Origin of the sequence: Moraxella marmotae (assembly GCF_042219885.1) — a bacterium.
Taxonomy (GTDB): domain Bacteria; phylum Pseudomonadota; class Gammaproteobacteria; order Pseudomonadales; family Moraxellaceae; genus Moraxella; species Moraxella marmotae.
In genome coordinates, this window is the sequence record NZ_JBHJHR010000002.1 from 692,201 (window position 1) to 716,296 (window position 24,096).

Here is a 24,096-nt window from a genome sequence, read left to right on the forward strand (position 1 = left end):
AAATTCACCGACTGACAAATGTGCTATAATGGGGTAAATTTATTTGCCCCATTGTCTTATATCCCATGCAGCTTAACCCCATCACGCAGACACCGACTACCATCATTACTGGCTTTCTCGGTGCTGGCAAAACCACACTTATCAACCAACTACTCGCCCACAAAGACGCACAGCCTTGGGCGTTATTGATCAATGAATTTGGCAAAATTGGCGTTGATGGCGATTTGATCACCAAGGACAGCACCCTTGCCATCAAAGAAGTCAGCGGTGGCTGCATCTGCTGCACCAGTCAGCTGCCATTACAAATCGCCTTGGTGCGGCTTTTGGCGGAGCATCGCCCCCATCGGCTGATGATTGAGCCGACAGGGCTGGCACACCCTGATGAGCTGCTTGAACAATTAAGCCAACCACATTGGCAAACCAGCCTAAAGCTGACGGCAGTGATTTGCGTTCTATCCGCTGCCCAGTGGCAACAAGACAAATACCGCCAGCACGATGGCTACATTGCCCATGTTCGCCATGCCGATGCCGTGGTAGTGAACCGCTTGGATTGCCTAGAGCGTCCTGATGAGCTGATGGCGTGGCTCAATGACATCAGCCCCACCGCCCAGATTTTTACCGATACCATCGATGCGGCAGCGGCAACAAAGCTACTGGATATGCCACATCACACCAAAACTGCCAAACGCCAAGTACCTTTAACCCTTATCCGCCCTGCCAGTCAGCAGATGAGCAAGCCAAGCGATGACACCGATGGTACTTTGCCCTATCGCTACCACGAGTCCATGGCGGGTTATCAAGTCGGTGGCTGGCGGCTGCCTGATGATTGGCAATTTGACAGCTATGAATTACAAAAATGGCTGCTGGCTCGCCCCAACTATCTGCGTATCAAAGGCATTGTCCACACCAATGAAGGCTGGCTAGCACTCAACATCACCGCCGACAGCATCAGTATCAGCGACAGCACGCCGCACAGCGACACCAAGATTGAGCTGATATTTGACAGCAAAGACAGTCTAAGCGATGACACATGGCAAGATTGGGATAACCAATTAATGACGCTGATTTGTGCAGATAGTTAAATTTTTATTAAATATAAATTTATCAAAATTTTCAGCAAATAAAAAAATACCTTGAGCCATCGCCAAGGTATTTTTGATCAAGATATTTTGATAAATCAATCAATTAGCCACGATGGGCAAATTTGGGATCTGCCGCTGCGGTAAACAGCACATCGGTCGATGAGTTCAACGCTGTCTCTGCCGAGTCCTGCACCACACCGATGATAAAGCCGATGGCAACCACTTGCATGGCGACATCATTTGGGATATTAAACAAGCTGCACGCCAACGGAATCAAAAGCAGCGAACCGCCTGCCACGCCAGACGCACCGCACGCTGACAAACTGCCCACGACCGCCAGCAACAATGCCGCCCCAAAGCTCACTTCGATGCCCAAAGTGTGTGCCGCCGCCAAGGTCAGCACATTGATTGTAATCGCTGCTCCTGCCATGTTGATGGTTGCTCCCAGCGGAATACTGACCGAGTAGGTATCTTCGCTTAAGCCCAATTTGCGTGCAAGGTTCATATTCACTGGGATATTTGCCGCCGATGAGCGTGTAAAAAACGCCGTCACGCCAGACTCACGCAGACAAGTCAGCACCAAGGGATAAGGGTTTTTGCGAGTGATGGCTGCCACGATGATGGGATTGACCACCAAAGCAATAAACAACATCGAGCCAAGCAGCACCGCAAGCAAGCGTGCATAGCCCATCAAAGCATCAATACCCGTCTCGGCAACGGTCGATGCCACCAAGCCCAAAATACCAAACGGTGCCAAAGCAATAATCCACTTAACGACACTGGTTACTGCCACGCCCAAATCAGAAACCACTTGGCGAGTACTCTGCTCCACATGACGCAACGCCAAGCCGATCAAAATCGCCCAAGTCAAAATGCCCATGTAGTTGGCATTGGCAAGCGATGCCACAGGGTTTGCGACCAGATTCATCAACAAATTGGTCAAAACTTCTTTTAGGCTTTGTGGAGCGGCTTGTTGAACACTGTCAATATTTGTCAAAACCAGCTCGGTTGGGAACATAAAGCTGGCACCGACCGCCACCAACGCCGCCGAAAATGTGCCAATCAAGTACAAAAACAAAATGGGCTTAATGTGCGTATCAGCACCGATTCGCTGACCAGACACCGCCGCCAACACCAGTATAAATACCAGTACAGGGGCGACCGCCTTTAATGCACCAACAAAAATCGAACCCAAAATGCCCAAACTTAGCCCCACCGCTGGTGCTGCCATGCCAATAATCGTCCCAACAATCAATGCCGCCACAATCATCGGCACCAGCCCCAGACGCAAATAACCATTCACAATCGAACGCATAATTTTTCCTAAAATAAACGAACAAAATCGCCAATCAAGCCATTGATTGAGTTTTGTTAATAAAAATTTTTACCAGATGATTGGTATAGTCAGAATTTGGCAATGAGTATATCAAAAATAACTTCAATAAACTATCATTTATCATGCAATTATCGTGCAATTTATGGTGTAGATACCAAAAATACCAATAAAGCCATAAAGACAGCCTATAAAATCCAAAGGCACGGTTTACCAATGGGGCAAATTGGCTTAGCGGCTTGATATTGATAATGCAATTTAAAAATTGGCGGTTTTATCAATTGTAATTGATTTGATAAACTTGGACAAATGGCTTAAAAATAGTGTTTTGCGTGTTGTTTTTGGGTGTTATCTGTAAATACAGTTCAAAGTGTTGGCAATTTGCCCAAAACCATCGGCACGATCTTGGGCAAATTTGGTAAATTTAGGACAGATGGGCAAATTGTGCAAATGGTTTGGCAAATCTTAATAAAATCGGCGAAATGACAAAATCAGCACGACCGCCAAGCTCATTCACTCGCCAAAAAGCCGCCGCTTTGTCTTGCCCACAGCGATGCGTACACGCCATTTTTGGCAATCAATTCATCATGGCTGCCCATCTCAACGATACGCCCTTGGTCCATCACCACCAGTCTGTCCATCGAAGCGATGGTTGATAGGCGATGGGCGATGGCGATGACCGTTTTGCCGACCATCATATCGTCCAGACTTTGGGTAATGGCATGCTCAACTTCACTGTCCAAAGCACTGGTCGCTTCATCAAGCAATAAAATCGGTGCGTTTTTTAGCATCACACGAGCAATAGCGATACGCTGACGCTGACCGCCAGACAGCTTGACGCCACGCTCACCCACTTGGGTGTCCAGTCCTGTGTTGCCGTTTTTGTCTTGCAGCGTTTGGATAAAATCCCAAGCGTGTGCCGCCTTGGCCGCAGCGATGATTTGCTCATCAGTGGCATCAGGTCGTCCGTAGGCGATGTTTTGGCGGACGGTGCGATGCAATAGCGAAGTGTCTTGGGTTACCATGCCGATGTTTTGGCGTAAGGATTCTTGGGTCACTTGGCTGATGTCTTGCCCATCAATACAAATGCTGCCGCCATCGACATCATAAAACCGAAGCAGCAGATTGACCAAAGTGGATTTGCCTGCTCCAGAACGCCCCACCAAGCCGACTTTTTCGCCTGCTTGAATCGTCAGGCTAAACGAATCGAGCAGCGGTGCGTGATTGGTTTTGCCATAATTGAACGCCACTTGCGAAAAAACGATGTTGCCCTGTTCCACATGAAACGCCTTGGCATCAGGTTTGTCAGTCACTTTGTGTGGCGTGGTCAAGGTCAACATGCCGTCTTGGACAGTACCCAGATGCTCAAACAAACCTGCCGTCTCCCACAGCACCCAATGTGTTATCCCTTGTAAGCGAATGGCAAGTGCCGCTGCTACCGCCACCGCACCTGCACTGACATAGCCTATCAGCCACAGATACACGCCCATCGCAATCGAGCCTGTTACCGTTACCACCGCAATCACCGACACCAAAATCTCAAGCAGTGACACCAATCGCATCTGCTGATGTACCGTTCCCAAAAAATGCCGCATCGCTTCTTTGGCATAGCCAGACTCACGGCGTGAATGGCTAAACAGCTTGACTGTGCTGATATTGGCATAGGCATCGGTGATACGCCCTGTCATCAAAGCACGAGCGTCCGCCTGCTGACGGCTGGTTTTTTGTAATTTTGGCAAGACAAATATCAACAGCCCCACCACCGCCAAAACCCAAAACACAAAAGGTATCGCCAGCAGTGGGTGAATGCCTGTCAATATCGTACCAGCACCCACCAAAAATGTTACGATAAACACAAACACGCCAATGACGGTCATCACCACATCTCGCACCGACAGTGCCGTCTGCATGACCTTGGCTGAGACACGCCCAGAAAATTCATCTTGATAAAACTGCATCGACTGACCCAGCATATGCCGATGAAAAATCCACCGCAGACGCATCGGCACCACGCCTTGTAGCACCTGATGATGCACCATCGTCTCAAACAGCAGCACCACAGGAATGCAAGCACTGATGGCAAGCATCATCAACAAATCGGATTGTTTTTGTTGCCAAAGCTCTGTGGGCGTATAAGTGGTGAGCCAATCAACAATTTGCCCAACCCAAGCATAGACATACGCCCAATAAATGCCAGAAATTGCCGTCAATACAGTAAACAGCAACAGCCAGCCACGAAAACCAAAAGTGCAAGCATAAATGAACGACAGCAACGAGCCTGAATGCTTGGGCAAGCGGACATCAGGAAAGGACTCTAAGCGTCTCTCAAAATACGAAAACAGCGACATGGGATAACCAATTTATGAATCAAATTTCCCATTATAACAGAATTTTTGTCAAATTTGCCGATACAACTGACCGCCTTGTTCGTGAAATTTTTCTTTCATCTGCTGCAAACCTTGTTCGATATTCAAGCCTTCGGCGTATTCACGCACATTTTGGGTGATTTTCATCGAGCAGAACTTGGGGCCGCACATAGAACAAAAATGTGCCGATTTGTGGGCTTGTTTTGGCATGGTTTCATCATGCATACTGCGTGCGGTGTCAGGGTCAAGTGCCAGATTGAACTGATCTTCCCAACGAAACTCAAAGCGTGCCTTGGATAGAGCATTATCACGCACTGCCGCCGCTGGGTGTCCTTTGGCAAGGTCGGCGGCGTGGGCGGCGATTTTATAAGTGATGATGCCGTCTTTGACATCTTTTTTATTGGGCAAGCCCAAATGCTCTTTTGGAGTAACATAACAAAGCATCGCCGTGCCATACCAGCCAATCATCGCCGCCCCAATGGCAGAAGTGATGTGGTCATAACCTGGAGCAATGTCTGTCGTCAAAGGCCCCAGCGTATAAAACGGTGCTTCATGACACAGCTTTAGCTGCAAATCCATATTTTGCTTAATCATCTGCATCGGCACATGACCGGGGCCTTCGATCATCACTTGCACATCGTGCTGCCATGCCTTGGCGGTCAGCTCACCCAAAGTCGCAAGCTCGCTAAACTGCGCTTCATCGTTGGCATCTTGGATACAGCCTGGACGCAAGCCATCGCCTAGGCTTAAAGACACATCATACGCCTTGGCGATTTCGCAAATCTCATCAAAATGCGTGTACAAAAAATTCTCTTGATGATGTGCCAAGCACCAGCCTGCCATGATTGAGCCGCCACGAGAGACGATGCCTGTCAAGCGGTTTGCGGTCAATGGCACATAGCGAAGCAGCACGCCTGCGTGAATGGTAAAATAATCCACGCCCTGCTCGGCCTGCTCAATCAAAGTGTCTTTAAAAATCTCCCAATTTAAATCCTTGGCGATGCCGTCCACTTTTTCAAGTGCTTGATAAATTGGCACAGTGCCGATAGGAACGGGGGAATTGCGGATAATCCATTCACGAGTTTCGTGGATATTTTTGCCAGTGGATAAATCCATGATGGTATCCGCACCCCAGCGTGTCGCCCAAGTCATCTTTGCCACTTCTTCATCGATGCTTGAGCCTAATGCCGAATTGCCGATGTTGGCATTAATTTTTACCAAAAAATTTCGGCCAATAATCATCGGCTCGCATTCAGGGTGATTGATATTGGCAGGGATAATCGCCCGTCCAGCCGCCACTTCTTGCCGCACAAACTCTGGGGTGATGACTTGCAGATTTTTTGCCCCAAAATTCTCGCCAGCGTGCTGACGCATGTCCACACCAGCGCGCTGTTTTTGGTTTTCACGAATGGCGATGTATTCCATCTCAGGGGTGATGATGCCTGCTTTGGCGTAGTGCATTTGGGTGATGTTTTTGCCTGCTTTGGCTCGTCTGGGCTTGGCGATGTGGGCAAAGCGAATGTCGGCTGTGCGAATGTCGCTTTGTCGTCTTCGCCCAAAATCTGAACTGGGGGCGTCCAGCTGCTCGGTATCATCACGCTCAACAATCCAGTTTTGGCGGATATGTGGCAGCCCTTGATTCAGATCAATCGCCACATCAGGATCGGTATAGACGCCAGATGTGTCATAGACCAAAATCGGCTCGTTTGGCTCACCGCCATTGGCAAGACCTGTCGGCGTGTCGCTGAGTGTGATTTGCCGAAACGGCACTCGGATATCGGCTCGTGAGCCTTGCACATAGATTTTTTTGGACGCTGGCAAAATGCGTGTCAAATCCTTGGCATCTTGTTCATACTGGGCGATGACAGGGCTTTGATTTGTATTGGGATTAGAATTGGGGTTGGTGTTGGGTGAATGGGTTGGATTTGTTAATTGGCTCATGATATTTTCCTTAACTTAGCTTTAACAAATCAAGCCATTAAAGAAAATTAATCAATGGTATTGCCAAAAATTGAGAATTTTAACTTTAATTAACTTGATTCCTACGCAGGTCTTAACCTTCAGGTTCAACGGTATCTGCCTGCAATCTTAAAGTTAAATTTCACATTAAAAATCTAAAATCTAAGATAAGGCAATCTCAACAGCTGCTTGGCTGTACTCCGTCAAGTTAGGTGCAGTATAACACGATTTTGGGCAAAGTGAATATTTTTTGGGCAGATTGTGTTTATCGCTTGTCAGTCGTTATGGCTGCCTGTTATCATATAGCCACCAGACATATCGCAACCCAATGTGATTTTATTAGGAATTAACATGAAAGTTTTAGTCCTAGGCGGTGGCGTCATCGGCACGACCACTGCGTATTTTCTTGCCAAACAAGGGGTGGAAGTTACCGTCATCGAACGCCAGCACGCTGTCGCCGAAGAGACCAGCTTTGGTAATGCTGGGCAAATTTCACCCGGCTACTCGACACCGTGGGCAGCCCCACAAATCCCTACCAAAGCCATCAAATGGCTGTTTCAAAAGCACGCACCACTTGCCATTCGTCCTGATGGCAGTGCTTTTCAGATGGCGTGGATGGCTCAGATGCTCAAAAACTGCACCGATGAGCGTTACGCCATCAACAAAGAACGCATGATGCGAGTTGCCGAATACAGCCGTGATTGCTTGCGTCAGCTGCGTGCTGATACCGACATCAACTATGAGCATCGCACGCTTGGCACTTTGCAGCTGTTTCGTAGTCAAGCCCAGCTTGAGCAAGTCGGCAAAGACATCGAAGTGCTAAAAGAATGTGGCGTGGCGTACGAACTGCTTGACAAAAACAGCCTAAGCCAAGCCGAACCTGCTCTGGCACACGCTGCTGCCGAACTGGTTGGCGGTCTAAGATTGCCACATGATGAAACAGGCGATTGTAATTTATTCACCAAAGCCTTGGCCAAGATTTGCCAAGATATGGGCGTGAAATTCTTATTTAACACCACCGTTGAGCGTATCACCACCGACGGCAGCCAAATCACAGGCGTCATCGCAAATGGCGAGTCGCTCACTGCCGATAACTATGTGCTGGCTTTGGGCAGCTATTCTCGTGCGATGGCGTTATCCTTAGGGCTAAAATTGCCCGTATATCCTGTCAAAGGCTATTCTTTGACCGTGCCGATTGTCGATGAAACACTCGCCCCACGCTCGACTGTCTTGGACGAAACCTACAAAGTCGCCATCACTCGCTTTGATGAGCGGATTCGTGTCGGTGGCATGGCGGAGCTGAGTGGATTTGATTTGTCGCTCAAACAAAGCCGCCGTGAGACACTCGAGATGGTGGTCTCTAGCCTGTTTGCTGGCGGTGATTTGCCAAACGCCACCTTTTGGACTGGCCTGCGTCCGATGACCCCAGACGGCACGCCCATCATCGGCAAAACGCATCTAAACAACCTATATCTAAACACTGGACACGGCACGCTAGGCTGGACAATGTCCTGCGGCTCAGGCAGTCTGATTGGCGATATCATCACTGGCAAAACACCCGCCATCAGCCTAGAAGGTCTGTCGATTGAGCGTTATCGCTGATTTTGGTTTTATCGCCAAAGCAATTTGGCATGATTTGATGATTTAATTTTACTTTTAATTTAAATTTAGTTTTTAGTTTTAATGTTAGGAAAACTTATGACAACAATCGAAAAATTTGACAGTGGCGAAGTGTTGAGCGAAGTTGCCGTGCATAACGGCGTGGTGTATCTGGCAGGACAAGTGCCTGATGATGATAGCCTAGACATCGTGGGTCAATCACGCCAAGTATTTGCCAACATTGACAAAGCACTGGCACAAGCTGGCACGGACAAGCACCGCCTGCTGTCGGCTCAGGTGTTTATCAAGGATTTGGCGGACTTTGAAGGCTTTAACCAAGAATGGAAAAACTGGGTGGCTGGCACAACACCGCCTGTGCGTGCCACCATTCAGGCAAATTTGGTCAATCCCAACTGGCTGGTTGAGATTATGGTCATCGCCGCCAAATAACTTACTGGCAAGCATTTTATCGCCATGCCCAAAATCCGTACGATTTGTGCGGATTTTGGGTTTTTATGGATTGGTAGATTGGTCAGTTAGTAAAAATGCAAATACCAGATAGCAATTAGATTAAAGTTGTTATTATTTTTATCATAATTTTTAATAATAACACTTGTATTTTTGACATACTATTGGTTATTATATAACCCAATTTTTCCCATCAAGTAGTGATGGTGCTTTTTGACAAGGATAGACCAAGGAGAGATGTCTATGAAGTTATCACAAGTCAGCCTATGTGTGCTACTATCTGTTATCAGCGTCAATGCCTTTGCCGAAGCAAAAATTTATGGCACATTTTATGCCAAAGCCTTTGGCACGCATACCAGCACAACCGACAAAGCAACTGGTGTAACAACCACTGGCTTTGACCGCCCTGGCTTTTATGATGATGCTTCTCGTGCTGGCATACGCGGCAGCGAAAAATTAAACGACACCTATGAAGTGCAGTACCGCCTAGAATATCGCATTCCTTTTGATAATGAGAAACGCAGCCTAGAACAGCGTGATACTTGGCTGGCTGTTAAGCACAAAAAATACGGCACAATCAAAGCAGGTCGCCTACTAAGCCCAGAGCCATACTTAGAATACTCTCTACAAAGTACAGATGCGGACGGCTATCGCACCAATAACAGCTTTCGCTACGAATCGCCCACCATCAAAGACACACAGCTGTGGGTGCAGTATTTTATGGACGAAAACAGCGACAAGGACAGTGTCGGCAGCGATGGTTTTGCCGTCATGCTTAAGCAAGAAAAAAGCAAATACGGCATCGGTGTTGCCTATATCCGTGCCACCGCCACCAAATCGCTGCACGGCTATAAGCTCGATGACGCTTTGCGACTGTCTGGCTACTACCAAGCCACGCCAAAGGTTCGCCTAAGTACGCTGTATCAGCACAACAACCATGTGGATTTCCCTACCGAAAAAGGCATCACTGCCACCATTGAGCATACCAACGATCACGAAGTTGGCAAAAATATCTGGGTATCATACACCGACAATCATGTCGGCTATGGCGAATCTGGTGGCACGCAGTACGGCATCGGTGTGGGTGCTAATAAAAACTTAAGTAAAAGCGTCAATGTCAGTGCAGACCTAGAGTACTATCACAGCAGCTATCCTGCCAAGGTCGTCCGAGAAACTGGCCTGTATTTGGGTGCATCTTATCGCTTCTAAGCTGTTTTTGGATTATATACAAAGCTTGCCATCATATTGGTGGCAGGCTTTTTTTTGACATTTATACCCAATCAAAACACCCCAAAGACGCTGATCTTTGGGGTGTTTTGGCAGATTGCGATAAATCATGACAGATTGGACGCTTGCACCAGCATGCGAGTGTAGTCCTGCTGTGGCTGATGGAAAATCTGCTCGGCAGTACCCATTTCCACCACTTCGCCACGACTCATCACGATCACACGGTCGGACAAAGCCTTGACCACCGACAGATCATGACTGATAAAGATATAGCTTAGACCGTATTTACGCTGCAAGTCGTTTAGTAGCTCAACCACCATGATTTGGGTAGAGCGGTCTAGGGCAGATGTCGGCTCGTCCAGCATGACAAATTTCGGCTCTAGGATAATCGCTCGTGCGATGGCGATACGCTGACGCTGACCACCTGAAAACTCGTGCGGATAGCGGTTAATCATCGCAGGCGACAGATTGACTTCGGTCAGCGTTTTGGCGACTTTTTGGCGACGCTCTTGCTTAGTCATGTGCGGAAAATGCACAATCAAACCTTCTTCGATAATCTCGCCTACTGTCAGACGGGGCGATAGCGAATTGAAGGGATCTTGGAACACCATCTGCATGTCTTTTTTTAGACGCTGGCGTTCTGCCTTTGATAAATTTTTAATCTCTTTGCCATCAAAGCAGATTTTGCCTTCAGACTCGATGATTTGCATAATCGCTCGTCCAAGCGTGGATTTGCCCGAACCTGACTCACCGACAATGCCCAGCGTCTCACCGACTTTGAGATCTAAGCTAATGCCTTTGACAGCATTAAAAAACTTGCTGGGCTTACCAAGAAAATTACGCTTGACCACATAATTGACCACCACATTATCAGCGGTGATGATGCGTGGTGCGTCATCAGGCAAGGCAGGCTTAAACTCGGTCGGAATTGGCGTCAGCAGCTCTTTGGTATAAGGGTGCTGCGGATTGTCAAAGACTTCTTGGGTCGTGCCACGCTCAATAATCACGCCGTATTGCATCACGCACACATCATCGCTGTAACGACGCACCAGACGCAAGTCATGCGAAATCAGGATAATCGCCATGCCCATATCCTGCTGCAGCTCTTTCATGAGATCCAAAATCTCTGCCTGCGTGGTAACATCTAGGGCAGTGGTCGGCTCGTCAGCGATGAGCAAATCAGGCTGATTGACAATCGCCATGGCAATCATAATCCGCTGCAACTGACCGCCTGAAAACTCATGCGGATAGCAGTTCATTTTTTTGTCAGCTTCAGGGATTTTTACCTTTTGTAGCATTTGCAATGCCATCTGTCTGGCTTGTGCCTTGCTGACCAACTTGTCATGAAAACTGACCGCTTCAGCGACTTGATCGCCGATTTTCATATAGGGATTTAGCGATGTCATCGGCTCTTGGAAAATCATCGCCACTCGGTTGCCACGAATCTCTTGCATCTGACGATCAGACATGCCGAGCAACTCTTTGCCATCAAACAACACCGATGAGTTTTGGCTGTGGCTGACGATTTTTGATGGCAAAAGCTTCATCACCGCCATCGATGTTACCGATTTGCCCGAACCTGACTCACCGACGATGGCAAGTGTGCGGCCTTTTTCAACACTGAATGACGAATCTTTGACAGCGTGTACCACTTCCCCATCGGTTTTTAGGTAAACATCTAAGTTTTTGACTTCTAATAATTTCATGGTGAATCCTATTTATCTTTAGGGTCTAGTGCGTCCCTGAGTCCATCGCCTAAAAAGTTAAAGCAAAACAATGTCGTTACCAAAAATACCGATGGCACCAAAATCTGCCAAGGGGCGACTTGCATCGACTGCGCACCTTCTTGGAGCAATGCACCCCAGCTGGTCATTGGCTCTTGGACACCCAAGCCCAAAAAGCTTAGGAATGATTCAAACAAAATCATGCCCGGCACAATCAGCGACGCATAGACCACCACCACACCCAAGACATTGGGAATGATATGGCGAGTGATGATGCTGCGATTGGACACACCAGTAACACGAGCCGCTTCGATGAACTCTTTGTTTTTTAGGCTCAAAGTCTGACCACGCACCATGCGAGCGACATCTAGCCACGAAACCAAACCGATGGCAACAAAAATCAGAAAAATGTTACGCCCAAACAGCGTTACCAATAAAATCACAAAAAACATAAAAGGAAAGGCGCTTAAGACTTCGATCAGACGCATCATGACGATATCTACTTTGCCGCCAGCATAGCCTGAGATTGCCCCATAAATCGTACCAATCAGCACGGCGACAAATGCCCCAGCCACGCCCACCATGAGCGAAATACGCCCACCGATGGCAACTCGCACGAGCAAATCTCGACCCAAGGAATCCGTACCAAAATAGTGCTTGCTCTCAATCGATGGTGCTGCACCCATGTGAGCCCAGTCAGTGTCGGCATAGCCAAATGGCACAAGGCTTGGCGTTACGATAACAAAAACGGTGATAATCGCCAAAATAATCAAACTGGCGATGGCCGCTTTATTGCGTTTAAAGCGTTGAAAGGCGTCCTGCCAAAGGCTGCGACCTTCAGGGGTGGTAATAGTGTCAGTTGTAGTTGCTGTAACAGACATATCCATTCCTTTTTAGTATTTGATTTTTGGGTCAATTACGGCATATAGGATATCCACTACCGCATTAAAGAAAATCGTCAAAACGCCCACCAAAATGGTCAGGCTGAGCACCAAGCTATAATCACGGTTCAATGCACCATTGACGAACAGCTGTCCGATACCCGGCAAGCCAAAAACCGTCTCAATGACAATTGAGCCTGTGATGATGCCCACAAAGGCAGAACCCAAAAACGAAATCACTGGCAACATCGCTGGGCGTAATGCGTGCTTAAAGACAATGTGCGAAGTCGGCAAGCCTTTTGCTTTGGCTGTGCGAATAAAAGGACTGTTTAGCACTTCGATCATCGAACCCCGTGTTACCCTAGCGATACTCGATGTGTAGGCAATCGCCAGCGTACCAACAGGCAGGATAAGGTTTGGGATAGCACCGCCATTCCAGCCGCCAGCAGGCAGCCATTTTAGCGTTACAGAAAACAGCAGCACCAATAAGGGTGCTTTGACAAAACTTGGCATCACCACGCCAGTCATCGCAAAGGTCATCAAGGTATAATCAAAAAAACTGTTTTGGCGAAGTGCGGCGATAATCCCCAGCGTGATACCCAATACCAAAGCGATGATGAATGCGTACAAGCCAATCTCCACCGACACTGGCAAGGCCTGAGACAGCAGTTCATTGATGGTGTGATCTTTGTATTTAAACGATGGCCCAAAATCACCCATAAACAGCTGTTTTAGGTAGTTTAGATATTGTAGCCACATTGGGTCGTTTAGGTGGTATTTGGCTTCGATATTTGCCAATACCGCAGGGGGCAGATTGCGTTCGCCAGTAAATGGACTGCCCGGAGCCAGTCGCATGGCAAAAAATGAAATGGTAATCAAAAGCAGCATGGTTGGAATCGCTTCAAACACACGCTTAATGATAAGTTTGAACATAAAAACCTCGTTGTCTTCCTTAGACTGACATGATGGCAAATGGCGATTTGGGTGCTTTTTGGTGCTACATTGGTCAATACTCACCAAAATCCCATATCCATTTGGCTAGCTGAAATCCTAAGCGATCAGCCCTACTTTGGAGTCGTCCAACAATATCCACCTAGGCAGATGCGTAGGTGGATTTTTAATTATAACCCATAATATTACACTCGTGTAGCAAATATTTTGCCAGACTGCGACTTTATTGCGGTTATTTTTCAATATATTTATTAAAATATCCGATATATCGGCAGTATCCACGGCAAATGCTTGGGCGTGCTATTATTTCACAATTTTGGCATTTTGACCATACAAATATGCTACAAAAAAACACACATCTGCGGTAGATGTGTGTTTTTGGCGTTTTGCCATAGCACTTGGTGCTGGCAATTATTCGATGTACCAATCTTTAATCAGCCAGTTGCTCGCTGGATCTTTAAGCGAGACGGCTTTTAGGTTGGATTTGACCAAGCCTGATGATACAGGCTGATAAATAAAGGCAGCAGGGACATCTTGTTGTAGTAGTCGCTCGGCTTCGTAGTATTTATCTAGGCGAGCTTCTGTTGAGATATCGCCGTCCAAGGCTTGATCCAGTAAGGCATCGTAAGCAGGGTTGGCATAGAACGCTGAGTTATTGCCGCCGCCTGTGCGGAACAAGTTATAAAAACTTGACGGCTCATTATAATCCGAGCACCAGCCTGCTAGAGCAGATTGGTATTTGCCTTTGCGGCGAGTGTCTAGTGAGATTTTCCATTCTTGGTTTAGAGCGGTGGCATCAACCACGCCTGATTCTTTTAGCATGGCGACTGTGGCGGTGGTGAATTTTTTGCCAATGTCGCTGGTGCTGTATAGCAAATCAAATTTTAGCGGCTTAGACTCATTATAGCCTGCTTCAGCAAGCAGTTTTTTGGCCGCTTCGATACGAGCTGGTCTGTCTAGAGCTGCCCATGCTGGCTTGATTTCTTTCATGCCTTGGACATTGGTCGGCGTCAGCTGATACACAGGCACTTCACCACGACCCAAAATCTGCTCAGTCATCACTTCACGGTCGATCAGCATGGAGACAGCTTGGCGGACTCGCTGATCGGTAAACGGTGCTTTTTGGGTGTTAAATTCATAATAAAACACGCACTGCTTAGGATAGCTCTGCACTTCGTCTGGGCGTTCAGCTTTCATTTGCTCAAAGCGTTCGGCAGGCAAGGCGGCAATATCAATCTCGCCTGCTTTGTAGCGGTTGATGTTAGTGTCGCCACCTGAAACGATAACAAAATTAAAGCTGTCAATCTTGGTGTTGGCGTTATCATAATAATTTGGGTTACGCTCCAAAGCAGTGTGGCTATTGACCACTTTTTCTTTGAGTTTATACGCACCGCTCACCACGATATTGGCAGGGTCTGTCCATTTGTCGCCATAAGTTTCGACGGTTTTTTGATGCACGGCATAAGTAACTGGCAAGGCAAGCACATCGACCAAATACGGCACAGATTCGGTTAAGGTGATTTGTAAGGTATAATCATCTAGGGCTTTGACACCTAAGGTCTCAAGGTCAGCTTTGCCTTCGCTGATGGCTTTGGCATTGGCGACTTTGGCATCGACCAGATACGCACCATAAGGCGAGTCGTTCTTTGGATCGGTCAAGCGACGCATCGTATAAACAAAGTCATGGGCAGTAATCGGATCGCCATTAGACCATGTCATGCCTTGGCGGATTTTGAATGTCCAAATTTTACCACCTTCATCTGACCAGCTTTCTGCCCCCGTAGGAACGGTCTTACCATCTTTATCCGAGCCGACCAAGCCGATAAACATCTGGCGGATAATGTCAAACGACAGCGTTTCTGATGCTCGCTGTGGGTCAAGCGACTCAGGCTCTGTCGGCTGGGCAAAGTTAAAATGCGTCTTTGATGCGGTTTTTAGCGGTTCGCCACTGCCAGTGTCATCACCACAGCCTGATAAAGCAAACGCCCCTGCGATGACGGCAGCAGCAAGCAGTGATTGTGTGGGTACAAATTTTTTCATGATATCTCCTTATATAAATAAAGCAAAAACAAAGACCGATGGCAGACATCGACCGCCATCAGTCCAAAAATAAATCAGTGTTTCAAGATTTTTAGGTCTTTGACATGATAAAAATTCATGGCATCAGACTCGGAGAATCCAGCCACATAAGGCTTGACCAAGCGTGGTGCAGTGTAATGATACACAAAAATGGTCGATGCGTCTTTATCCAGCACCGCTTCGGCTTGGCGATACAGCTCGCCACGCTGCTCTGGGGTGATATTAGCATCGAGCGTTTGGTTAAGCAGCTTATCAAACTCGGCATTTTTATATTTGCCGTTATTGTTACCGCTGCCGCTGGTAAAGGTCAAAAGAAATGACGATGGTTCGTTATAATCGGCACACCAGCCGCCACGAGCCATTTGGAAGTTTTGCTTAGAGCGGTTATCCAGATAGGTTTTCCATTCTTGGTTGGCTAGGCTGATATCCACAAAGCCCAAAGCATCTTTATAAAACGACGCCACTGCCACCGCCAAAGTTCTGTGGTTTTCGTTGGTGTTATATAGCAGTTCAAATTTTAGTGGGTTAGACTGGCTGTAACCTGCTTCGGTGAGCAGTTTTTTGGCTTCGGCGATACGCTTATCTCTATCCCATGCCTGCCATTCTGGGGTGAAGTTTTTCATGCCTTGGGTAAAGGTCGGCACATATTGATAGGCGGCAGTCTGACCTTGGCGTAGGATTTTATCGGTGATGGTCTCACGATCCATCGCCAATGCCAACGCCTTACGCACACGCACATCATTAAACGGCGGTTTGGTGTGGTTAAATTCATAGTAATAAGTACACAGTCTTGGCTGTACATTCACTTGACTGCCAAGCTCTGCTTTTAGCTGCTCAAACTGCTCTGGTGGCAGCTCTTCATAAGTGATGTCCACTTCGCCTGCCTTGTAGCGTGCCACATCGGTGGTGGCTTGTGGAATCGCCAAGAAAGTCACTTCATTAATGGTAGTATTGGCATCGTCAAAGTACGCAGTATTACGCTCTAGGACGATTTTTTCGTTAATTTTCCAGTCTTTGATGTTATAAGGGCCATTGACGACAAAGTTACCCGGTGATGTGAATTTATCGCCATGAGCTTCGACAGATTTTTGATGCACAGGCATCACTGATGAGTGGAACATGGCATCAGGCAAATATGGCACAGGCTCGGTCAGGGTAATCTGCAAAGTCTTATCATCTAGGGCTTTGACGCCTAGGGTCTCGGTTTTTGCCTTGCCTGCATTGATGGCTTCAGCATTAAGCACTTTTAGACCGACCAAATAAGTTGCATAATCGCTGGTGTTGCTTGGGTCAGTCAGACGGCGAAAGCTGTACACAAAATCATGGGCGGTAACAGGGTCGCCATTGGACCATTTGGCATCTCTCAGCTTAAATGTCCACACTTTATTATCAGGGCTAGACCACTCGGTCGCCATGCCGGGGACAGTTTTACCGTCTTTATCTGAATCGGTCAAGCCAACGAGCATTTGCCGCAAGATGTTACTCTCGCCCACGCCTTTTGCCTTTTGGGGGTCTAAGGTTTCAGGTTCAGCACCATTATTGATAACAATGGTTTGGGTATCTGCCAGCTCGCCTGTGGTTGATACCGTGCTGGCGTCATTACTGGTGCTGCCACTACCACCGCAGCCCACCAATGCCAAGCCAACAGCGACGCTAAGAGTGCTGAGTGCAAGTTTTAAGGTCATAAATTTTCCTTTTAATCAACAAAAACCTAAATTATCTGGCAAAATTCCTTTACCAACTGTTACCAAAGTTAAGTGTTATATATATAATCCAAAGACGACATAAAGTCAATACAGCAACGAAAAAATACCCACAGGCAAGCCATCAGCGTGGTTTTATTTTTTAAAATAGCAAACAAAACCCACCCAAAGCCGTGTCAGCCTTAGATGGGTTCAATTGATGGGTTCAATTTTTGCTTTTATGATTTTGGTTTGATTGATTACCACCAAATAAATTGTCACCGAATAATTATCACCAAAGACAATTTACCAAATCAGCGACAATCATAAATGGCACGCACCACTTCACCGATGGTGGCGATGCCTTTATCCAAAGTCGCATCGTCTTGGGCGATAGATAAGCGAATACACTCACGAGCGTGCGGATAATCGGCGGTATCCATACCCACAAAAAAATGCTCACTTGGGATAATCAGCGTGCCTTTTTGCTTGAGTATCTGATACAGCTCGGTGGTGGAAATTGGCAGATTTTCAAACCACACCCACAAGAAAATCGCCCCTTCTGGCTTATGGATATGCACCGAATAATCGGCAAATTCTTGCTGCAAGCGGCGAATGGCAAAACTCGCCTGCGTCTGATAAAACGGCTGGATAATCTCATCAGAGATGCGTTTGATTTCGTCATTTTCGAACAATGGCGTGGCAATCGCCGCCCCAAAACGCACTGGCGACAGATTGACGATGGCGTTCATATTGCTGATGGTTTTGACGATTTTTGGATCAGCGATGATGATGCCTGTCCGCACACCGGGCAGTCCGATTTTTGATAAGCTAAAGCACAAAATCGTGTCCGTATCCCAAGTCAAAGTCGTGTCCGAATGGATAATGTTCGGAAATGGCATGCCGTACGCATTATCAATAATCAGCGGAATGTCGTGTCGCTTGGCGATTTGCTTTAGGTGTGCCATCTCGTCATCGGTCAGCACATTGCCCGTGGGGTTGGTTGGGCGTGAGCAGCAGATGGCACCGATTTCGTTATTTTTTAGACTTTCTAAATTTTCTAAAGCATCAAAATCCACTTTATATTTAAAAAACCCTTCGCTGCCATCGTGGCTGACTTTTTCGATGATTGGCGGCAATGATACAAAATTTGACCCTTCAACCTGCACATCGGCATAGCCAACATATTCAGGTGCCAGTGGCAATAAAATGGATTTTTGGCTGCCATCATCAAAGCTGCCTGCAAATAGGTTAAACAGATAAAAAAAGGCGTTTTGTGAGCCATTGGTTAAGACAATATTATCAGCGGTCAAGTTCCATTGATAATGTCGGTTAAAAAATGCCACCAACGCTGCGATAAACTTGGCATCACCCTGCGGTGCAGCATAATTGCTCACGCTTTCAACGGCAGTCGACTTAGCAACGATTTGCTCAAGCGTCGCCTGAAAGACCGCCGACACTTCAGGAATGTTGGCAGGATTGCCACCGCCTAGCATATTGACAGGTGTTGGGCTGTTTAGGGCATTGCCCAAGTCGTCCATCAGTTGCAAAATGGGGCTGTCTTTGGTGAATTTTTGCCCAAAATTAGAAAATTTCATAGTTTACCTTAATTATCTGTATTGTGCTTACTTATGAAAGGCTGGTATTACTCGATGTATTTGACTTTGAGCGGCGGAAAGCCGTTAAACTCCACCGATGAATACGAATTGGTATAAGCCCCTGTGGTCAGCCAGTACAGTTTGTCGCCAATTTCAAGGTTTTGGGGCAGTTTATAGGCGGCGTGTTCGTACATGATGTCGGTGCTGTCACAGGTCGGCCCTGCCAAAATCACCGTGCCTTTTTCGGTGGCAGTTTCCATTTTTGGGGTATAAACTGGGTATTTGATCGCTTCGCCCAAAGTCTCTATCAAACCTTGGAACAAGCCGACATCGGTATAGACCCAGCGAGTCAAATCGGTGCGAGATTTGCGGCTAATCAGCACCACTTCACTGACCAAAACGCCACTGTCGCCAACCATCGAGCGGCCCGGCTCTAGGATAATCTCTGGCATCTCATCTTCATCAAAATCTTCGGACAAATAGCGGTGGATCTCTTCGGCATAGACACGGATTGGGTTGACTTCGCTGATGTAATTGGTCGGAAAACCACCGCCCAAATTAATCATTTGCAGCTTGATATTTTCTTCGTACTTCATCCAGTCAAACATATATTTGACCTTGGCAAGGGCATCGTCCCACGCAGCGACATCTTTTTGTTGGCTGCCGACATGAAACGAGATGCCATAAGGGATTAGCCCCAAGTTTTTGGCTTGCACCAACAAATCAATCGCCATATCAGGGTGGCAGCCGAATTTGCGTGATAATGGCCACTCGGCGGTGTCCGCCCCATGCACCAAAATGCGGACAAATACCTTTGAGCCGGGTGCATTGTTGGCGATATTGATAAGATCTGCTTTAGAATCTGTGGCATATAAGGTGATGCCTTTGTCATAGGCGTATTTGACATGGCTGGCTTTTTTGATGGTATTGCCGTACGAGATACGCTCAGGCGAGACACCGCACGCCAGCACTCGATCCAGCTCATAGATGGACGCACAGTCAAAATTTGAACCCAAATTTGCCAAATATTCCACCACTTCGGTGGCAGGGTTGGCTTTCATCGCATAATGAATTTTTGCCTTGGGAAATAGCGTTATCATCTCATCGTATCTGGCTTTGATACGGCTAAGATCAACCACGAGCAGCGGCGTTTCTTGACCTTGTGCCGCTTGGGTGAATTTTTGCCATTGTTGCTGGCTAAAATATTGATCAATCTTAATCACGAAGGCTTACTCCTATAAAACCACAGTCAAAGACAGCCAAAATGCCAAACCGACTGCCATTTGTTCAAAAATATCAAAAGCCTGCCATCATTATAGCAGGCTTTGGCAACTTGGGCGATAATTTTGGGCAAGTCTGGGCAAATTTGGCACACAAACACAGCCAAAACCTGCCCAAATTTTACAAGTTTAATTTCACAAGTTTAATCGTTAATCATCACGAGTGCGAACTTCAAGCAAAGTGATAATAAAGCGTAAATCCGAATTTGGCGGAATCTTGCCCACCGTGCGTTCGCCATACGCCAAATGTGCTGGCACAATCAGCTGTCTGGTACCGCCGACTTTCATCGGAGCGATGTGCTGCTCACCATCATCAAAGCCCAACACGCCCAAATCCCAGCCCTTAATCACACGCCCTGTGCCAATCACGCACTCAAAGGCACGCCCACGACTGGCAGACGAATCAAACACCGTACCGTCCATCAGATAGCCTGTGTACTCGGTGCAAATCAACGCCCCTTTGACGGCGGTTTTGCCATCGCCGATGACCGTATCTTGTACTTGTATCATCATCGATTACTCACTGGTGGCTGACAGATTGCCCGCCAAGGTGATGCGAGTGGTGCGGACGGTTTTTAGTGGCTCTTGGCTGGCAAAGGCATCATTTTTGGCGATTTGCTCAGCAGCCAGATTGCCTTGACTTGGCTCAAATTGGCTTGGCTCAAGTCCGCCCTGCTCATCAGCCGCCAGCATCGATGACTCCACTGGCGTGATGGTTACTTTGGCACGCCCCTGCCCCAAGGGTGCGATTTTGGCAAATGCCGCTTTTGACAAATCTAAACTCACGCCATATTTATTAAAGCCGCCACGATCATTGACACGGCAGATGACCGATTTGCCATTGGCGGTGTTGGTAACTTTTAGGTGCGTGCCGAATTTGTGGCTGTTTGACGCACAGGTCAAGGCGTTTTGGTTAAATCGCTCACCGCTTGCAGTTTTGCGGCCATGAAATCTGTCGCCATAATAAGTTACTGATGCCGCCTGAGCGGTACACGCCGCCAAAGCAATCGCCGCCACCAAAATCTTTTTCATAAATTATCTCCACCAAAACTGGACGCTTGAGCATGATGTTTTGGTATTGTTTAATTTTGCATTTAAATTCAATTAATTTAACTGAAATATCTACATTTATTGACGAATTATGATAGCCAATCACTGCCAAAAATACAAGTTTTTCGGGCGATTTTGACAGTTTTATAACAATTGCTATTTAATATTGCTCAATTATTACTGTCGCCAGCACTCAATTGCCAATACCAAAGCAAACAAAACCCCAAAAATTTTGCCTTTTGGGGTTTTGTAGTTTTAGTTTAGACAGCAGCTTGCAATTGGTGATGGTTAATATCTCACTGCATTCGCTATTGATTAGTAAAACTTAATAAATAGCAGCAAGCATTAGTAAACATTTACAGAATTGTCAAAAATTTCTACCGTCACATAAGGGTTGCCATTGACGATATTTCTGATGACCGCTGGCGATAGGTTGCTGCGGCGAACTTTGGCTTCGAACTTGGCACGGTTGTTGGTGTTGTGCAGACCGCACGCCGTTGAGCCTGAATACACACGGTTTTGGCGTAAAATCGCCGCCGCTGAACTCTTGCTCACCGAGCTGCCCAGATAGACGCCATTGCTGTTGTATTTATCGCCATCGTCGATGTAGGTTGAATAACTGCAATAATAGGCAAAAGTGCTGGAGCTGGCAAGCATTAACAGTGCTGCTACAAGTGATTTTTTCATCGTCAAATCCTTAAACACAGATTAAAAAACTTAGTGATAAAAATGTACCACAATCAAAAAAAAAAAAAAAAACAATCTGAATTTTTAAAAATTTCACCAAAATGACAATAAATTGCCCAAAAATCACCGATTTGACAACCTGCTTTTATCAATCGCTCGCTTTGATAAAATGTACCCAAAAAACAAACCGCCAATCAAGCAACTGGCGGTTTTGTGGTATCTCAATCACCTACAACAATCGGCAAAAGCGGCGTGGATTATTCCCATTCAATCGTCGCTGGTGGCTTGCTGGACACATCGTACACCACACGAGAGACATCTTTGATTTCGTTCATGATGCGAGTTGAGATTTTGTCCACCAATTCATAAGGCAAATGGGCAAAGCGTGCGGTCATAAAGTCCACCGTTTCCACCGCACGCAGGGCAATCACCCACGCATAGCGGCGGCCGTCGCCGACCACGCCGACCGATTTGACTGGCTGAAATACGGCAAAGGCTTGGGCAGTCTTATCGTACCAGCCAGACGCTCGCAGCTCCTGCATAAAAATATCATCAGCCAGACGCAAAATGTCGGCGTATTCTTTTTTGACTTCGCCCAAGATACGCACGCCCAAGCCCGGCCCCGGGAATGGGTGGCGGTAAATCATGTGATGCGGAATGCCCAACGCCACACCCAGTTTTCGCACTTCGTCCTTGAACAAATCACGCAGCGGCTCAACCAGCTCAAACGCCAAATCATCAGGCAATCCACCGACATTGTGGTGCGACTTGATGACATGAGCCTTGCCTTGCTTGCTGGCTGCCGACTCGATCACATCAGGGTAAATCGTCCCTTGTGCCAAGAATTTGACGCCGTCCAACTTGCGAGCTTCTTGGCTAAAGACTTCGATAAACTCTCGGCCGATGATTTTTCGCTTGGCTTCAGGGTCGGTTACGCCTGCCAATGCCCCCAAAAAGCGGTCTTCGGCATCGGCACGAATCACACGGATACCCATGTTATCGGCAAACATCTGCATCACTTGGTCGCCTTCGTTTAGGCGTAACAAGCCATTATCCACAAACACGCAAGTCAGCTGATCGCCGATGGCACGGTGCAACAATGCTGCCACCACCGAGCTGTCCACACCACCTGACAAGCCAAGCAGGACTTTTTGGTCGCCGATTTGCTCTTGTAGCTGGGCGATACGCATCTCGATGATGTTCTCAGAATTCCACAAATTGGCACAGCCACAGATGATATGCACAAAATTAGAAATCAGCTCAACGCCACGAGCTGTGTGCGTTACCTCTGGGTGAAACTGCACGCCATAAAAACCACGGCTCTCATCACTGGCAGACGCAAACGGACAGCTTGGCGTGCTAGAAGTCGTCACAAAGCCCTCTGGCAGACGAGCCACCTTGTCGCCATGACTCATCCAAACTTGTGATTGGTTGTTGTCATCGCCAATTTTGCTAAGTAGCTTGTCTTGGTGCAAAATATCAATTTCGGCATAACCAAACTCATGCACCAAACCTGCTTCTACCTTACCACCCAACTGCTCTGACATGGTCTGAAAGCCATAACAGATGCCCAGCACTGGCACGCCCAATTCAAACACAATCTGCGGTGCTCTGGGACTGCCTGCCTCATGCACGCTTTCAGGGCCGCCTGATAAGATGATGCCTTTTGGGTTAAAGGCTTTGATGTCTTCGGCAGACATATCATAAGCGTGCAATTCAGAATACACGCCTGCCTCACGCACACGGCGGGCAATCAGCTGGCTGTATTGTGAGCCAAAATCTAAAATAAGAATACGATCAGAAGTGATGTTGGTCATGACAAACAATTTCCATCTTGAGTGAACTTGGGTAAACTTGGGTAAATGTGGCGATATTTTAACATTATTTTAGCATTTTTTATGAATAAACATAAGTGGGCTTTGCAATTTCCTAATAAAATCGTTAGCCGCTGCACAGTTTATACTATCAATCAAGTTATATTAGCAATCAAGCCAAATATCACACCAGCCAACCAAAGCAAAAAACCAAGTCTTGAGCAGCTCAAAACTTGGTTTAATTTGACCAATTGGTTGTCTTGGTGTCTTGATATTTTGGTATTGTAGCGTTTTGGTGTTTTATGCCAAATTGACC

The 24,096-nt window shown here is 47.1% G+C and carries 18 protein-coding genes; 4 read left to right on the top strand and 14 right to left on the bottom strand.

The window, feature by feature from the left end:
- Window positions 1-65: 65 nt before the first annotated feature.
- The gene (locus tag ACFBZI_RS03375) at window positions 66-1,082 is read left to right on the top strand and encodes a CobW family GTP-binding protein (RefSeq protein WP_375715026.1); all 1,017 of its coding nucleotides are present in this window, start codon (window positions 66-68) and stop codon (window positions 1,080-1,082) included.
- Between the two features lie 103 nt (window positions 1,083-1,185).
- Here the strand turns inward: ACFBZI_RS03375 and sstT are convergent, their stop codons facing one another.
- The 3 genes from sstT to thiC form a co-directional block, all read right to left on the bottom strand.
- Window positions 1,186-2,397, bottom strand: coding sequence for a serine/threonine transporter SstT (gene sstT, locus ACFBZI_RS03380; protein WP_375715027.1), 1,212 nt, complete (start codon window positions 2,395-2,397; stop codon window positions 1,186-1,188).
- Window positions 2,398-2,924: 527 nt separating this feature from the next.
- Window positions 2,925-4,763, bottom strand: coding sequence for an ABC transporter ATP-binding protein (locus tag ACFBZI_RS03385; RefSeq protein WP_375715028.1), 1,839 nt, complete (start codon window positions 4,761-4,763; stop codon window positions 2,925-2,927).
- A gap of 48 nt (window positions 4,764-4,811) precedes the next feature.
- A complete protein-coding gene (gene thiC / locus ACFBZI_RS03390) occupies window positions 4,812-6,722 on the bottom strand; it encodes a phosphomethylpyrimidine synthase ThiC (RefSeq protein WP_375715029.1) in 1,911 nt (636 codons plus the stop codon).
- A 369-nt stretch (window positions 6,723-7,091) separates the two neighbouring features.
- On the opposite strand from thiC, the gene ACFBZI_RS03395 reads away from it, so the two are divergent.
- The 3 genes from ACFBZI_RS03395 (at window position 7,092) to ACFBZI_RS03405 (ending at window position 10,016) form a co-directional block, all read left to right on the top strand.
- Window positions 7,092-8,342, top strand: a complete 1,251-nt coding sequence (locus tag ACFBZI_RS03395) for a D-amino acid dehydrogenase (RefSeq protein ID WP_375715030.1) — start codon at window positions 7,092-7,094, stop codon at window positions 8,340-8,342.
- A 96-nt stretch (window positions 8,343-8,438) separates the two neighbouring features.
- The gene (locus ACFBZI_RS03400; RefSeq protein WP_375715031.1) at window positions 8,439-8,789 is read left to right on the top strand and encodes a RidA family protein; all 351 of its coding nucleotides are present in this window, start codon (window positions 8,439-8,441) and stop codon (window positions 8,787-8,789) included.
- Window positions 8,790-9,050: 261 nt separating this feature from the next.
- Window positions 9,051-10,016 (top strand): porin, encoded by a 966-nt coding sequence (locus ACFBZI_RS03405; RefSeq protein ID WP_375715032.1) that lies wholly within the window; start codon window positions 9,051-9,053, stop codon window positions 10,014-10,016.
- A gap of 125 nt (window positions 10,017-10,141) precedes the next feature.
- Here the strand turns inward: ACFBZI_RS03405 and ACFBZI_RS03410 are convergent, their stop codons facing one another.
- The 11 genes from ACFBZI_RS03410 to guaA all read right to left on the bottom strand — a co-directional run bounded on the left by ACFBZI_RS03410 (window position 10,142) and on the right by guaA (window position 23,783).
- Window positions 10,142-11,740 carry an ABC transporter ATP-binding protein gene (locus tag ACFBZI_RS03410; RefSeq protein WP_375715033.1) on the bottom strand — a complete coding sequence of 533 codons (1,599 nt, stop codon included), beginning with the start codon at window positions 11,738-11,740 and terminating at the stop codon, window positions 10,142-10,144.
- Window positions 11,741-11,748: 8 nt separating this feature from the next.
- Window positions 11,749-12,639 carry an oligopeptide ABC transporter permease OppC gene (gene oppC / locus ACFBZI_RS03415; protein ID WP_375715034.1) on the bottom strand — a complete coding sequence of 297 codons (891 nt, stop codon included), beginning with the start codon at window positions 12,637-12,639 and terminating at the stop codon, window positions 11,749-11,751.
- A 12-nt stretch (window positions 12,640-12,651) separates the two neighbouring features.
- Window positions 12,652-13,572: an oligopeptide ABC transporter permease OppB gene (gene oppB / locus ACFBZI_RS03420; RefSeq protein WP_375715035.1), complete on the bottom strand. Its 921-nt coding sequence runs from the start codon at window positions 13,570-13,572 to the stop codon at window positions 12,652-12,654.
- A 429-nt stretch (window positions 13,573-14,001) separates the two neighbouring features.
- Window positions 14,002-15,630, bottom strand: a complete 1,629-nt coding sequence (locus tag ACFBZI_RS03425) for a peptide ABC transporter substrate-binding protein (RefSeq protein ID WP_375715036.1) — start codon at window positions 15,628-15,630, stop codon at window positions 14,002-14,004.
- Between the two features lie 74 nt (window positions 15,631-15,704).
- Window positions 15,705-17,354, bottom strand: coding sequence for an ABC transporter substrate-binding protein (locus ACFBZI_RS03430; protein WP_375715037.1), 1,650 nt, complete (start codon window positions 17,352-17,354; stop codon window positions 15,705-15,707).
- Between the two features lie 311 nt (window positions 17,355-17,665).
- Window positions 17,666-18,949, bottom strand: a complete 1,284-nt coding sequence (locus ACFBZI_RS03435) for a valine--pyruvate transaminase (protein ID WP_375715038.1) — start codon at window positions 18,947-18,949, stop codon at window positions 17,666-17,668.
- A 47-nt stretch (window positions 18,950-18,996) separates the two neighbouring features.
- Window positions 18,997-20,172: a type III PLP-dependent enzyme gene (locus tag ACFBZI_RS03440; RefSeq protein ID WP_375715039.1), complete on the bottom strand. Its 1,176-nt coding sequence runs from the start codon at window positions 20,170-20,172 to the stop codon at window positions 18,997-18,999.
- 207 nt (window positions 20,173-20,379) lie between these two features.
- Window positions 20,380-20,739, bottom strand: coding sequence for an FKBP-type peptidyl-prolyl cis-trans isomerase (locus ACFBZI_RS03445; RefSeq protein WP_446221240.1), 360 nt, complete (start codon window positions 20,737-20,739; stop codon window positions 20,380-20,382).
- 6 nt (window positions 20,740-20,745) lie between these two features.
- Window positions 20,746-21,261, bottom strand: a complete 516-nt coding sequence (locus tag ACFBZI_RS03450) for a septal ring lytic transglycosylase RlpA family protein (protein WP_375715041.1) — start codon at window positions 21,259-21,261, stop codon at window positions 20,746-20,748.
- A 363-nt stretch (window positions 21,262-21,624) separates the two neighbouring features.
- Entirely contained in the window at window positions 21,625-21,966 is a 342-nt protein-coding gene (locus tag ACFBZI_RS03455; protein ID WP_375715042.1) for a hypothetical protein, read from the bottom strand.
- Between the two features lie 257 nt (window positions 21,967-22,223).
- The gene (gene guaA / locus ACFBZI_RS03460; RefSeq protein WP_375715043.1) at window positions 22,224-23,783 is read right to left on the bottom strand and encodes a glutamine-hydrolyzing GMP synthase; all 1,560 of its coding nucleotides are present in this window, start codon (window positions 23,781-23,783) and stop codon (window positions 22,224-22,226) included.
- Window positions 23,784-24,096 lie beyond the last annotated feature (313 nt).

Bases quoted from the DNA above. Each gene is read 5' to 3' on its own strand.
- ACFBZI_RS03375 (WP_375715026.1), top strand. From the start codon at position 66: ATGCAGCTTAACCCCATCACGCAGACACCGACTACCATCATTACTGGC.
- ACFBZI_RS03385 (WP_375715028.1), bottom strand. From the start codon at position 4,763: ATGTCGCTGTTTTCGTATTTTGAGAGACGCTTAGAGTCCTTTCCTGAT.
- ACFBZI_RS03445 (WP_446221240.1), bottom strand. From the start codon at position 20,739: ATGATACAAGTACAAGATACGGTCATCGGCGATGGCAAAACCGCCGTC.
- ACFBZI_RS03455 (WP_375715042.1), bottom strand. From the start codon at position 21,966: ATGAAAAAATCACTTGTAGCAGCACTGTTAATGCTTGCCAGCTCCAGC.
- ACFBZI_RS03405 (WP_375715032.1), top strand. From the start codon at position 9,051: ATGAAGTTATCACAAGTCAGCCTATGTGTGCTACTATCTGTTATCAGC.
- ACFBZI_RS03395 (WP_375715030.1), top strand. From the start codon at position 7,092: ATGAAAGTTTTAGTCCTAGGCGGTGGCGTCATCGGCACGACCACTGCG.
- ACFBZI_RS03400 (WP_375715031.1), top strand. From the start codon at position 8,439: ATGACAACAATCGAAAAATTTGACAGTGGCGAAGTGTTGAGCGAAGTT.
- guaA (WP_375715043.1), bottom strand. From the start codon at position 23,783: ATGACCAACATCACTTCTGATCGTATTCTTATTTTAGATTTTGGCTCA.
- ACFBZI_RS03425 (WP_375715036.1), bottom strand. From the start codon at position 15,630: ATGAAAAAATTTGTACCCACACAATCACTGCTTGCTGCTGCCGTCATC.
- ACFBZI_RS03435 (WP_375715038.1), bottom strand. From the start codon at position 18,949: ATGAAATTTTCTAATTTTGGGCAAAAATTCACCAAAGACAGCCCCATT.
- thiC (WP_375715029.1), bottom strand. From the start codon at position 6,722: ATGAGCCAATTAACAAATCCAACCCATTCACCCAACACCAACCCCAAT.
- ACFBZI_RS03410 (WP_375715033.1), bottom strand. From the start codon at position 11,740: ATGAAATTATTAGAAGTCAAAAACTTAGATGTTTACCTAAAAACCGAT.
- oppC (WP_375715034.1), bottom strand. From the start codon at position 12,639: ATGTCTGTTACAGCAACTACAACTGACACTATTACCACCCCTGAAGGT.
- oppB (WP_375715035.1), bottom strand. From the start codon at position 13,572: ATGTTCAAACTTATCATTAAGCGTGTGTTTGAAGCGATTCCAACCATG.
- ACFBZI_RS03450 (WP_375715041.1), bottom strand. From the start codon at position 21,261: ATGAAAAAGATTTTGGTGGCGGCGATTGCTTTGGCGGCGTGTACCGCT.
- ACFBZI_RS03430 (WP_375715037.1), bottom strand. From the start codon at position 17,354: ATGACCTTAAAACTTGCACTCAGCACTCTTAGCGTCGCTGTTGGCTTG.
- sstT (WP_375715027.1), bottom strand. From the start codon at position 2,397: ATGCGTTCGATTGTGAATGGTTATTTGCGTCTGGGGCTGGTGCCGATG.